The 12,629-nt window shown below is 57.2% G+C and carries 10 protein-coding genes; 4 read left to right on the top strand and 6 right to left on the bottom strand.

What is annotated here, in order from left to right; translation table 11 throughout:
* Positions 1-262 precede the first annotated feature (262 nt).
* A complete protein-coding gene (gene rimO / locus NR302_RS06635) occupies positions 263-1,588 on the top strand; it encodes a 30S ribosomal protein S12 methylthiotransferase RimO (RefSeq protein ID WP_258144843.1) in 1,326 nt (441 codons plus the stop codon).
* Here rimO and NR302_RS06630 read toward each other — a convergent pair.
* Positions 1,585-2,034, bottom strand: a complete 450-nt coding sequence (locus NR302_RS06630) for a DUF4385 domain-containing protein (protein WP_008102491.1) — start codon at positions 2,032-2,034, stop codon at positions 1,585-1,587. The genes rimO and NR302_RS06630 overlap by 4 nt on opposite strands.
* A 115-nt stretch (positions 2,035-2,149) precedes the next feature.
* Between NR302_RS06630 and NR302_RS06625 the strand changes: the two genes are divergently transcribed.
* Positions 2,150-3,811: a methyl-accepting chemotaxis protein gene (locus tag NR302_RS06625; protein WP_258144842.1), complete on the top strand. Its 1,662-nt coding sequence runs from the start codon at positions 2,150-2,152 to the stop codon at positions 3,809-3,811.
* Positions 3,812-3,939: 128 nt separating this feature from the next.
* On the opposite strand, the gene gsiD is transcribed toward NR302_RS06625, so the two are convergent.
* The 5 genes from gsiD to NR302_RS06600 all read right to left on the bottom strand — a co-directional run bounded on the left by gsiD (position 3,940) and on the right by NR302_RS06600 (position 10,256).
* Entirely contained in the window at positions 3,940-4,845 is a 906-nt protein-coding gene (gene gsiD, locus NR302_RS06620; RefSeq protein ID WP_258144841.1) for a glutathione ABC transporter permease GsiD, read from the bottom strand.
* A gap of 10 nt (positions 4,846-4,855) precedes the next feature.
* Positions 4,856-5,776, bottom strand: a complete 921-nt coding sequence (gene gsiC, locus NR302_RS06615) for a glutathione ABC transporter permease GsiC (RefSeq protein ID WP_258144840.1) — start codon at positions 5,774-5,776, stop codon at positions 4,856-4,858.
* A gap of 49 nt (positions 5,777-5,825) precedes the next feature.
* A complete protein-coding gene (gene gsiB, locus NR302_RS06610; protein ID WP_258144839.1) occupies positions 5,826-7,361 on the bottom strand; it encodes a glutathione ABC transporter substrate-binding protein GsiB in 1,536 nt (511 codons plus the stop codon).
* Positions 7,362-7,424: 63 nt separating this feature from the next.
* Positions 7,425-9,281, bottom strand: a complete 1,857-nt coding sequence (gene gsiA / locus NR302_RS06605; RefSeq protein WP_008102501.1) for a glutathione ABC transporter ATP-binding protein GsiA — start codon at positions 9,279-9,281, stop codon at positions 7,425-7,427.
* 9 nt (positions 9,282-9,290) lie between these two features.
* Positions 9,291-10,256, bottom strand: a complete 966-nt coding sequence (locus NR302_RS06600) for an isoaspartyl peptidase/L-asparaginase family protein (protein ID WP_154153117.1) — start codon at positions 10,254-10,256, stop codon at positions 9,291-9,293.
* Between the two features lie 355 nt (positions 10,257-10,611).
* Here NR302_RS06600 and moeA point away from each other — a divergent pair, with 355 nt between their 5' ends.
* Both moeA and moeB read left to right on the top strand, forming a co-directional pair.
* Entirely contained in the window at positions 10,612-11,847 is a 1,236-nt protein-coding gene (gene moeA / locus NR302_RS06595) for a molybdopterin molybdotransferase MoeA (RefSeq protein WP_308713933.1), read from the top strand.
* A complete protein-coding gene (moeB, locus tag NR302_RS06590; protein ID WP_258144837.1) occupies positions 11,847-12,599 on the top strand; it encodes a molybdopterin-synthase adenylyltransferase MoeB in 753 nt (250 codons plus the stop codon). Before moeA ends, moeB begins: the two co-directional genes overlap by 1 nt.
* The last annotated feature ends 30 nt before the right edge of the window (positions 12,600-12,629 follow it).

The following is a 12,629-nucleotide window of genomic DNA, read 5'->3' as shown; positions in this document are numbered from 1 at the left end:
AATTTTCAGTGAAGATAAGTACTTACCTTTACCGACCCAACATTTAAGCAAAACACGTCAGCTTACACAACTCGGATCACGTTCGCAGACGAGCAACTCAGGCACGGCGCTTAATGAGAGCGCGCGTCGCTCACTGAGTTAAGCATATCTACAGCACAATGGTTGTCGATAAGGAGATTCTTACACAGCCTATACATTTTCCTCTGCAACCTCTGTACAATCGCCCCCCTATCCACACTAATTATGATGAATTTTTAACCTTATGAGCCAAGTCAAAAATCCACCGCGCGTGGGGTTCGTCTCCCTCGGCTGTCCGAAAAACCTCGTCGACTCTGAACGCATCCTGACGGAGCTGCGTACTGAAGGCTATGACGTGGTGCCACGCTACGATGATGCGGAGATCGTCATCGTTAACACCTGTGGATTTATTGATAGCGCCGTACAGGAATCTCTGGAAGCGATTGGTGAAGCGCTGAACGAGAACGGCAAAGTTATCGTCACTGGCTGCCTCGGTGCCAAAGTGGATCAGATCCGCGAAGTGCATCCGAAGGTGCTGGAGATCACCGGCCCGCACAGCTACGAGCAGGTTCTGTCGCACGTGCACACCTATGTGCCTAAGCCGGAGCACAACCCGTTCCTCAGCCTGGTGCCAGAGCAAGGCGTCAAACTGACGCCGCGCCATTACGCCTACCTGAAAATTTCCGAAGGCTGCAACCATCGCTGCACCTTCTGCATCATTCCATCGATGCGTGGCGATCTGGATAGCCGTCCAATCGGTTCGGTACTCGACGAAGCCAAACGTTTGGTCGAAGCCGGCGTGAAAGAGCTGCTGGTGATCTCACAAGACACCTCCGCTTACGGCGTGGATGTCAAACATCGCACCGGTTTCTGGAACGGATCGCCAGTGAAAACCAGCATGGTGAGCCTGTGCGAGCAGTTAGCCAAACTCGGCGTGTGGGTGCGTCTGCACTACGTTTATCCGTATCCGCATGTGGATGACGTTATTCCGCTGATGGCTGAAGGCAAAATTCTGCCGTACCTCGATATCCCGCTGCAGCACGCCAGCCCGCGCATCCTCAAGCTGATGAAGCGTCCAGGCGCGGTAGAGCGTACGCTGGAGCGCATTAAGCGCTGGCGTGAAATCTGCCCAGAGCTGACGCTGCGTTCAACCTTTATCGTCGGCTTCCCTGGCGAAACCGAAGAAGATTTCCAGATGCTGCTCGACTTCCTGCAGGAAGCGCGCCTCGATCGCGTTGGCTGCTTCCAGTACAGCCCAGTAGATGGCGCAACCGCCAACCAGCTGCCGGATCAGGTACCGGATGACGTGAAGCAGGATCGTTTTGATCGCTTCATGCAGCTGCAGCAGAGGATCTCCAGCGAACGTCTGCAGGAAAAAATCGGCCGCGAAGTGCTCGTGCTGATTGATGAAGTCGATGAAGAAGGCGCGGTCGGCCGCAGCATGGCTGACGCGCCGGAAATTGATGGCGCGGTCTATCTGAACGGCGATCGTCAGGTGAAAGTCGGCGACGTGGTACGCGTTAAAGTCGAACACGCCGACGAATACGATCTGTGGGGCACCCGCGTTTAACCATACTTCTGCTGGTGCGCACGTTTGCGCGCCAGATAGTCAGTATCCGCGCGCAGTTTATCCCAGCATGCTTTGAAAACGGCCGCCGCAGCGGCCTTTTCTTTTTCTGTGGTACGCGGCAATTCGTTGCCGGCCTCGTCATATTTTCGTCCGCCCTGATGATTGCTATAGCGGCGCGCACGCGTGTACCCCATCTGAATATATTTGCGCGCCATGTCCATGCCGACAAAATCGTCCTGCGCGCGATACGCTTCAAATAACTGCATAATCTGCTGTGAAGATTGTTTTGCCAGCTCGACGGTGCGAAAACGCCAGTGCGGCAGAATCTCACTTTTGTAAGGTTCGACCATCAACACGCCCTGCTCGCCGCGCCCCACCTGATACAGCTCTGGCTGCTGGCGAAAATCGATGTGCTTGAAATCCTGCTCGTAATTAAACGCTTTCATCTGTTTTTTCCCGCCTCTCATCATCCCGTGACGTAATTATTTCCCGCTGGCACTTAAGCGATTTCGTTTTACACCGATAACATAACTATCAGCCTACTTTCACCGAGATTCACATATGTTAAAACGAATGAAAATTGTGACCGCCATTATGATAATTCTGGTGGTTTTCACTGCAATGCAGGCGATCTCAGGCTCTCTGTTCTTATCTTCTTTAATAACAGGACAACATAATTTCACTACCAGCGACCAACTTTCACACCAACAACGCGAATTAGCGGATGGCTGGCAAACGCTGGTGAAAACACGTGTCACTATCAACCGTGTTGCAATTCGTATGTTAAAAAATCAAACGGATGAGGCTTCGCGCGCGGCCATCGACAAACTTCTCACAGCAGCCAGCATTTCGCTTGATGAAGCTAAAAGCCATTTCGATCTCTATAAAGGCTTTCCGCGTCTTACAGGACAAAGTGCGGACTCTGCAAGTTTAGTTGAAGGTCGATTTGTCGCGTATGCTGACCTGTTGAACCAGTCGGTTAAATTCCTGAAAGCGAATGATTACGCCGCATACGGTGAACTCGACGCGCAAGAGGCGCAAGACGCGCTGGAAGTAGCCTACAAACAGTGGCGCGAGCAGAACGTGCAACTGTTAGCGGAGCGCAGCGCAGAAAACGTCAGCACCTATCATCAGATGCTTGTGATGATGGCCGTGATGGCGGTGGTTGTGGTGCTGTTACTGGTTGCCGTGTGGATTCTGGTGCGTCGTATCCTGCTGGCACCGATGAAGCAGGTACAGCAGCAGATGGAGCGCTTCGCCGACGGCGATCTCTCTGGCAGTTTGCAGGTGGAAGGCCGCAGCGAAATGGCATCGATTGCCGCCAGCCTCAACCACATGCAGCAGTCGTTGCTCAGCACCATCAACAATGTGCGTGATAGCGCGGATGCAATTTTTGGCAGCGCCAGCGAAATTGCCACCGGCAATAACGATCTCTCTTCACGCACCGAACAACAAGCGGCATCACTGGAAGAGACTGCGGCGAGCATGGAAGAGCTGACCGCGACGGTGAAACAGAACGCCGATAACGCGCGTCAGGCGACCCAGTTGGCGAAAACCGCTTCGGAAACCGCCGATAAAGGCGGCAACGTGGTGGATGGCGTGGTGAAAACCATGCGCGATATCGCCGACAGCTCAAAGAAAATCGCCGATATCACCAGCGTAATTGATGGCATTGCATTCCAGACCAACATCCTCGCGCTTAACGCAGCGGTAGAAGCGGCGCGTGCCGGTGAACAAGGGCGCGGTTTTGCCGTGGTGGCAGGCGAAGTGCGCAATCTGGCACAGCGCAGCGCCCAGGCGGCGAAAGAGATCAAACTGCTGATTGAGAATTCCGTGCAGCGCGTCAACACCGGTTCACAACAGGTGAGCAGTGCCGGTGAAACCATGCAGGAGATCGTCAGCGCCGTCACCCGCGTCACCGATATCATGGGCGAGATTGCTTCGGCATCCGATGAGCAGAGTCGCGGCATCGACCAGATTGGGCAGGCGGTGAACGAGATGGATCGCGTCACGCAGCAGAACGCCACGCTGGTGCAGGAATCCGCTAATGCGTCGGCGTCGCTGGAACAGCAGGCCAGCAGCCTCTCTTCTGCGGTGGCCCGCTTCAAAACCGGCACGCGCCAGGCCGCTGCGCCGCAGGCGAAAGTGGTGAAACCGGTGATGACGCCAACCCGCGCCGCACCTGCCGCCGCGCACAGTAATGACAATTGGGAAACGTTTTAAGGGCGGGATTGTGCGGTCGGTGAAAAGGTCGCCATGAATGGCGACCCTACGAATGATCGATGAAGGTTTTGCACGGCGGAAACGAGCACGTTTTTGTAGGGTCGCCATTTATGGCGACCGAACCACCATCAGGTCTTCAATTTCGGATCCAGCGCATCACGCAAACCATCACCTAGCAGGTTAAACGCCAGCACGGTAAGGAAAATCGCCAGGCTTGGGAAGATGGCGACATGCGGCGCAATCACCATATCGGCGCGCGCTTCATTCAGCATTGCGCCCCACTCCGGCGTGGGCGGCTGCGCGCCGAGGCCAAGAAAGGACAAACTCGCCGCCGTAATAATCGATGTACCAATGCGCATGGTGAAATAGACCACAATCGACGACACCGTGCCGGGCAGGATGTGACGCATGATAATGGTCCAGTCCGACGCACCAATGCTGCGCGCCGATTCAATATAGGTTTGATGTTTCAGCACCAGCGTATTGCCGCGCACCAAACGGGCAAACGCCGGAATGCTGAAGATCGCCACCGCGATAATCACGTTGCTCATGCCGCTGCCCATAATTGCCACCACCGCAATCGCCAGCAGAATGCCGGGGAACGCGAACAATACATCGCAGATGCGCATGGTGATGCGATCCCACCAGCCTTCGTAATAGCCCGCCAGCAGACCTAACACGGTGCCGATCAGCGCGCCAATCGCCACCGAGAAGAAACCGGCAATCAGCGAAATGCGCGTGCCCACCAGCACGCGGCTGAAGATATCGCGCCCCAGTGAATCAACGCCAAACCAGTGCATCAGCGACGGCCCTTCGTTCAGCCGGTCGTAATCGAAATAGTTTTCCGCATCAAAAGGCGCAATCAGCGGCGCGATAAACGCCACCACAATCAGCAGCAGCACAAACAATCCGGCCAGCAGCGCCACATGCTGACGGCGAAAGCGCCGCCAGAATTCGCGCCACGGCGTGCGTACCCGGTTTTCCGTGATAGTCGGCATGGTTTTCAATGCCGCGGCTCGTCGCCAGTTCTTCAATTGCGACTCCTTACTTGTAGCGAATTGCCGGGTTGATTGCCGCGTACAGCACGTCGACAATCAGGTTAATCAGAATGAATTCCAGCGAGAACAGCAGCACTTCGGCCTGAATCACCGGGTAATCGCGCATCTCGACCGAATCCACCAGCAAGCGGCCTAAGCCTGGCCAGTTGAACACCACTTCCACCACAATCGAGCCGCCGAGCAGGAAACCAAACTGCAGGCCCATCATGGTAACCACTGGGATCATGGCGTTACGCAGGCCGTGTTTCACCACCACCAGCGATTCGCGTACCCCTTTGGCGCGTGCGGTGCGCATGTAATCTTCCTGCATCACCTCCACGAACGAGGCGCGGGTGAAGCGCGCCATCACCGCCGCCACCGCCGCACCCAAGGTGATCGACGGCAAAATGTAGTGTTTCCAGCTATCCGCGCCGACGGTCGGCAACCAGCCGAGCTCGACGGAAAACACCTGCATCAGCAGCATGCCGAGCGCAAACGCCGGGAACGAGATGCCCGACACCGCCAGCGTCATGCCGATGCGATCCGGCCAGCGATTGCGCCACACCGCCGAGGTGATGCCAATCGCCATACCGAAAATCACCGCCCACACCATGCTGCTCAGTGTCAGCCACAGCGTCGGGAAAAAGCGCGCGGCAATTTCATCAATCACCGGACGTTTCGAGACCAGCGAATGGCCGAAATCGCCTTGCACCGCATTAATCATAAAGTGCCAGAACTGCTTGATCAGCGGCTGATCGAGGCCGAGATCCTGACGCACCAGCGCCACCACCGAAGCATCCGCTTCCGAGCCGGCAATCAGGCGCGCCGGATCGCCCGGCAGCAAATGGACGAACAGGAACACCAGCACCGCCACAATCAGCAGCGTGGGAATCAGTCCCAGTAATCGTTTGAGAAAATAGTTGAGCATGCGAAGTCCTGCGCAGCATCGGCCAGCCCGCTAAGGCTGGCCGCGTCTGTTACTTCAGATCGGCCTCATCAAAATTGAATGAGGTATCGGGCATGACATAAAAACCGCTGAGGTTTTTATTGTTGGCTGACAGCAGTTGTTCCACCACCAGCGGGATCCACGGATGGTCGTTCCAGATGCGATCCTGCGCGTCTTTGTACAGCTTCGCTTTCTGGTCGCGATCGGTGGTTTTCAGCGCGTCGGCGAGATCTTTATCCACCTGCGGATTGCTGTAGAACGCGGTGTTGAAGATCGCTGGCGGCCATGAGGTGGTGGCGAACAGCGGCGTCAGCGCCCAGTCGGCTTCACCGGTTGAAGCTGACCAGCCGGTGTAGAACATGCGCACACCGCTCTCTTTCTGCCCTTTGCTCTCCACTTCAGCGGCGCGTTGACCGGCATCCATCGCCGTCACTTTCACCTTCACGCCCACCTGCGCCAGCTGCTGCTGGGTGAACTGCAGCACTTTCTGCGCAGTGCTGTGGTTATGCGACGACCACAAGGTGGTTTCGAAACCGTTCGGGAAGCCCGCTTCCTTCAGCAATTCGCGCGCTTTGGCCGGATCGTATTTGATCGCCGGATAACTCTGCGCAAAGTCGATGCTCGGCGGCACGATGCCGGTAGCTGGCGTGGCGTATCCGGCAAAGGCGACTTTCGCCAGCGCTTGACGGTTGATCGCATACTCCAGCGCTTCACGTACTTTCGGGTTATCAAACGGCTTTTGCGTCACGTTGAGGCTGATGTAGCGCTGCATGATCGATGGCGTGGTGACCACATCGAGCTTGCTGTTGCCTTCCAGCAGTTTGGCCTGCTCGAACGGCACCGGGAAAGCAAAGCTCGCTTCGCCGGTTTGCAGCATCGCCGCGCGGGTGTTGTTATCCACTACCGGACGCCAGGTAATGCTATCCAGCTTGGGATAGCCTTTTTTCCAGTAGCCATCCCACTTCTTCACTTTCACGAAGTCGGTCTGGTTCCAGGTATCAAAGGCAAACGGGCCGGTTCCCACCGGATGGAAGCCGATATCCTTGCCATATTTTTTCAGCGCGGTTGGCGAAATCATCACCGCCGCCGGGTGCGCGAGATTATTAATGAAGGCCGAGAACGGCTGCTTCAGAGTGATTTTCACCGTGCTCGGATCGACCACTTCGGTGGTGGCGATATATTTAAACAGGTTATAGCGCTTGAGATGGTTATCCGGATTGCTGGCGCGATCGAGGTTTACTTTTACCGCTTCGGCATTGAAGTCGGTGCCATCCTGGAATTTCACGCCGGGACGCAGCTTGATGGTGTACGTCAGACCGTCGCTGCTCGCCTGATAGCTTTCCGCCAGCACGTTGATCAGCTTCATGTCTTTATCGAAGCCAAACAAGCCCTGATAGAAGGACTTCGCCACCGCCTGCGACAGCGTATCGTTCGCGTCATATGGATCGAGCGTGGTAAAGGTCGAGGCCACCGCAATCACCGCATCTTTCGCCGCCCACGCGGGCAGCGCCAGCGCCGAACTCAACAAACCGGCAGTGATAACCCCTTTTCGCATAATATGGTGCATCGTTATCGTTCTCCTGTAATCCCTGTCATGCGCGACATCCAAAGATGTGCGGTTGTTTGCTGCTCAGGCGCCACTAATTGCGTGTCGGGCGACAAAATGGCCCGGTGCCACTTCCAGTAAAGGCGCCACTTCCGGCTCATCGCCCAACGGGCGAATCGGGCTGGGGATCTCATCCACCATCAGCGCCCGCTCACGATGCCGATGCGCCGGATCGGCCACCGGCACTGCGGCCATCAGTTTTTTGGTGTACGGATGGCGCGGCTGCTCAAATACTGCCTGGCGCGGCCCCATCTCCACGATCTGTCCGAGATACATCACCGCCACGCGATGGCTGATGCGTTCCACTACCGCCATATCGTGCGAGATAAATAAGAAGGCGATACCAAATTCACGCTGCAAATCGAGCATCAGGTTGATAATTTGCGCCTGAATCGACACGTCCAGCGCCGACACCGACTCATCGGCGATCACCACTTTGGGATTGAGCGCCAGCGCGCGTGCAATACAAATACGCTGGCGCTGGCCGCCGGAAAATTCGTGCGGATAACGCTGCGCATGTTCCGGCAGCAGACCCACGCGCTCCAGCAGCCAGGCAACGCGTTTCTCCGCCTGACGGCGATCCAGCGTTTTATGCACCAGCAGCGGTTCCATGATCGAGAAACCCACTGTTAAACGTGGATCGAGCGAGGCGTAAGGATCCTGGAAAATAAACTGGATATCGCGGCGCAGCGACGCCAGCGCATTGCCCTGCAGCGCATCGATGCGTTGGCCGTCAAAGGTGATGGTGCCGCCCTGGCTAGCCACCAGCCGCAGCAGTGAACGTCCGGTGGTGGATTTTCCGCAGCCGGATTCGCCTACCAGCGCCAGCGTTTCACCGGCATGGAGATCGAAACTGACTTTCTCCACCGCGTGCACGCGACGCTTGACGCGATTGAGTAAGCCGCCGCGAATATCAAAGCGCGTGACTAAATCACGCACCTGCAAAATTGGCGGTCGATCGTGACGCACCGTGTCCTGCGGCTCGGCTTTCTCTTCGCGGCCGTTGCTGTGCAGTAACGGAAATTTGGCCGGTAACGGCTGGCCGTGCATCGCGCCCAGTTTGGGCACCGCCGCCAGTAACGCGCGGGTATAAGGCTGTTGCGGTTCGGCAAACAGCTGCTGCACCGGCGCGCGTTCCACCACATCACCGCGATACATCACCTGCACGCGATCGGCCATCTCCGCCACCACGCCCATATCGTGGGTGATAAAAATCACCCCCATCTGCATCTCTTTTTGCAGCACGCGGATCAATTGCAGAATTTGCGCCTGAATGGTGACGTCGAGTGCGGTGGTGGGTTCATCGGCAATCAGCAGCGCCGGTTTGCACGACAGCGCCATGGCAATCATCACGCGCTGACGCATGCCGCCTGAGAGTTGATGCGGATAGCGTGATAACACGTTGTTTGCTTCGGGAATGCGCACCAGATCGAGCATGCGCCGCGCTTCCGCCAACGCCTGCTGATGACTTTTGCCCTGATGCAGACGGATGGATTCCGCAATCTGCTCGCCAACGGTGAATACCGGATTGAGCGAGGTCATCGGCTCCTGAAAAATCATCGCCATATCGGCGCCGCGCACTTTGCGCATCTGACCGTTCGACGCGCGCATCACATCCAGCACCTCGCCATTGCGACGACGCAGCTGGATTTCACCGCTCACCTCGCCGCCGGCCTGCTGAATCAAACGCATCAGCGCCAGCGAGGTGACAGATTTTCCCGAGCCCGATTCGCCCACCAGCGCCAACGTTTCACCGCGATGCAGGTCGAGCGACAGGTTGCGTACCGCTTCGGTAATGCGCCCTTCATGCTCAAAGCGCACGTTAAGATCGCGCACCGCCAGAACCTGCTCCGGCGCAAACTGCAGCTGTTGGTCCGTCATGCCTGCTCCTTAGCTGTCGCGGTAAATCGCTACCTCAACGTCGCCATCCACATAGGCGAATCCGCGATACATGCCTTCGCTGTTAAACGGCAGCGCCACATTGCCTGCGGCGTCAATCGCAATCAGCCCGCCGCTACCCTCAAGCTCCTGCACTTTGTCATGAATGACGTTGGCAGTGGCCTGTTGCAGCGAGCGTCCGGCGTAATGCATCTGCGCCGCTACGTCATAGGCGGCTAGCGTACGGATAAACACTTCGCCGGTGCCGGTACAGGAAACCGCCACTGTGTCGTTGCTGGCGTAGCAGCCCGCGCCGACCAACGGTGAATCGCCCACGCGTCCGGCCTGTTTGTTGGTCATGCCGCCGGTTGAGGTGGCGGCCGCCAGATTACCCTGAAGATCGAGCGCCACCGCACCGACAGTGCCGAATTTGCGATCCGGGTCCAGCGGATCGTTGCTGTGACTGTTTGCTTCACCGTCGTGGTCCAGCACCATCTGCTGGCTGTGCAGCGCGCGCTGCAGCTGTTCCCAGCGTTCCGGCGTGGAGAAGAAATCTGCCTCGACCGGCGCTAAGCCTTGCTCGGCGGCAAAGGCTTCTGCGCCCGCACCGATAAACAGCACGTGCGGACTGTTTTCCAGCACTTTACGCGCCGCCAGAATCGGATTGCGGATGTGGCTGACGCCCGCGACCGCGCCGACGTCCAGCGTGCGGCCATCCATAATGCTGGCATCGAGTTCATGCGTGCCCTGATGAGTGAATACCGCGCCCTTGCCTGCGTTAAACAGCGGACACTCTTCCAGCAGGCGCACGGCCTCGGTAACGGCATCCAGCGCACTGCCGCCGGCGGCCAGAATTTGCTGGCCGGCGGTAACGATTGCGCTGAGTTGCTGACGATAGTGCTGCTCTTTTTCGGCGCTCATTGCCGCACGCGTAATCGCGCCCGCACCGCCGTGAATTGCGATAACTGCTTTAGCCATAACCGGTACCCTGTGAAGGAATCAGAACCAAAAACACTGATTTAGAATGGTTTTCATCTTTTTTTGGCAATTTTCGACTATAGAAAGGCACCCTCATCTTGTAAAGCAGAAACTGCCTGCGCGGTCATAACCTTTTATTGTGGATTATGCTTTTTTGGTTGTGAGTGGTTTTTCCGGTCGCCATAAATGGCGACCCTACTAATACACGCGCAATATTGTAGGGTCGCCATTTATGGTGACCGAAAATTCAATAAGCCGTAACGTGAAATACCCCTTCCTGACCACCAACTCTCGCTTAACGGCCACGCATTACCCATAATAGACCGCATCTGAAATTAACCAGGCAGAGATGGACATGGAACCTTTTACCGCAGGATTAATCTCCCTCGAAGACGCGCAGCAAAAGATGCTGCTACAGCTGACGCCGATCAGCGATTCGCTTAACGTCTCGCTGTTTGAAGCCGCCGGACGTATCACCGCGAAACCCATTAACTCGCCGCTCGATGTGCCCTCGTTTGATAACTCGGCGATGGACGGTTACGCGCTGCGTTTGGCCGATATCGCGCCTGACCGCGTGTTACCGGTGGCCGGTAAAGCGTTTGCTGGCGCGCCGTTTAACGGTGCCTGGCCAGCGGGCAGCGTGATCCGCATCATGACCGGCGCGCCAATCCCGGCCGGTTGTGATGCCGTGGTGATGCAGGAGCAAACGGAGCAGCGCGACGGCGGCATTGTGATTACCGCGCCGGTGCAGGCCGCGCAGAACATTCGTCGCATCGGCGAAGACATTCAGGCGGGCAAACAGGTGCTGGACGCCGGTGTGCGTCTCGGCGCGGCCGAGCTGCCGCTGCTGGCGTCGCTGGGCATTGCTGAAGTGAGCGTGCTGCGCAAACTGCGTGTGGCAATTTTCTCCACCGGAGATGAACTGCAAGCGGTCGGCCAGCCGCTGGCGGAAGGCCAGATTTACGACACCAACCGCTTTACCGTGGCGTTAATGCTCGACAAGCTCGGCTGCGAAGTGATTGATCTTGGCGTCATTGCCGACGATCAGGTGGCGCTGCGTACCGCCTTTACCGAAGCCGATCGTCAGGCTGATGTGGTGATCAGCACCGGCGGCGTGTCGGTTGGCGAGGCCGACTTCACGCGTGCGATGCTGGAAGAGCTTGGCGCTATCACCTTCTGGAAACTGGCGATTAAGCCGGGTAAACCTTTTGCTTTTGGGCGTCTGGCAAACAGCTGGTTCTGCGGTTTACCGGGCAATCCGGTTTCTGCGGCGGTGACCTTCTATCAATTAGTCCAGCCGCTGCTGGCCACCTTAACCGGGCAAACCACGCGCATCATGCCGCTGCGCCAACGCGCACGCGCCACCCAGCGTTTGAAGAAATCGCCGGGGCGTCTCGACTTCCAGCGTGCGATTCTCAGCCGCGGTGATGATGGCGTGCTGGAAGTCCGCAGCACCGGTGCGCAAGGTTCGCATGTGTTCAGCTCGTTTGCGCTCGCCAACTGCTTTGTGGTGCTCGAGCGCGATCGTGGCGATGTCGAACCCGGCGAATGGGTGGAGATCGAAGCCTTTAATACGCTGCTGGAGGGCTAATGAGCGTTGAGTTGAGCGATGAAGAGATGCTGCGCTATAACCGCCAGATCGTACTGCGCGGTTTTGATTTTGATGGCCAGGAGAAGCTGAAAGCATCACGCGTGTTGGTGATCGGCCTCGGCGGACTCGGCTGTGCAGCAGCGCCCTATCTGGCATCGGCGGGCGTGGGGCATCTCACCTTGCTCGATTTCGATACCGTTAGCCTGAGCAATCTGCAGCGCCAGATCCTGCACAGCGATGCGAAGATTGGCATGGCAAAAGTCGCCTCGGCGCAGCAGCAGTTAGCCGCAATTAATCCGCATTGTCAGTTGGAGCCAATTGATGCACAGCTGGACGACGCGCAGCTCAGCGCATTGATTGCACGTCACGACGCGGTGGTGGATTGCACCGATAACGTCGATACCCGCGAGCAGATCAATCGTCTCTGTTTTCAGCACAAGGTGCCACTGATCTCCGGCGCAGCGATTCGCATGGAAGGCCAGCTCAGCGTCTTCACCTGGCAGCCCGGCGAGCCGTGTTATCGCTGCATCAGCCGTTTGTTTGGCGATCAGGTGTTAAGTTGTGTCGAAGCGGGCGTGATGGCACCGCTGGTTGGCGTGGTTGGCGCGATGCAGGCGATAGAAACCTTAAAAGTGCTGACGGCTTTCGGTCAACCCGCTAGCGCGCGCTTATTGATGTACGACGCGATGAGCGCGGAATTCCGCACGATGAAGGTGGCGCAAGACGCGCACTGCGAAGTGTGTGGTAAATAACGCGCGCATCCCTGCGCGCCCCGTAGGGTC

Source organism: Pantoea sp. SOD02, assembly GCF_024707505.1.
Taxonomy (GTDB): Bacteria; Pseudomonadota; Gammaproteobacteria; order Enterobacterales; family Enterobacteriaceae; genus Pantoea; species Pantoea symbiotica.
This window is presented reverse-complemented; position numbering and strand designations above follow the sequence as displayed.

Excerpts from the sequence above, each read along its gene's own strand:
- rimO (WP_258144843.1), top strand. The coding sequence starts at position 263 with ATGAGCCAAGTCAAAAATCCACCGCGCGTGGGGTTCGTCTCCCTCGGC.
- NR302_RS06630 (WP_008102491.1), bottom strand. The coding sequence starts at position 2,034 with ATGAAAGCGTTTAATTACGAGCAGGATTTCAAGCACATCGATTTTCGC.
- NR302_RS06625 (WP_258144842.1), top strand. The coding sequence starts at position 2,150 with ATGTTAAAACGAATGAAAATTGTGACCGCCATTATGATAATTCTGGTG.
- gsiC (WP_258144840.1), bottom strand. The coding sequence starts at position 5,776 with ATGCTCAACTATTTTCTCAAACGATTACTGGGACTGATTCCCACGCTG.
- gsiB (WP_258144839.1), bottom strand. The coding sequence starts at position 7,361 with ATGCACCATATTATGCGAAAAGGGGTTATCACTGCCGGTTTGTTGAGT.
- gsiA (WP_008102501.1), bottom strand. The coding sequence starts at position 9,281 with ATGACGGACCAACAGCTGCAGTTTGCGCCGGAGCAGGTTCTGGCGGTG.
- NR302_RS06600 (WP_154153117.1), bottom strand. The coding sequence starts at position 10,256 with ATGGCTAAAGCAGTTATCGCAATTCACGGCGGTGCGGGCGCGATTACG.
- moeA (WP_308713933.1), top strand. The coding sequence starts at position 10,612 with ATGGAACCTTTTACCGCAGGATTAATCTCCCTCGAAGACGCGCAGCAA.
- moeB (WP_258144837.1), top strand. The coding sequence starts at position 11,847 with ATGAGCGTTGAGTTGAGCGATGAAGAGATGCTGCGCTATAACCGCCAG.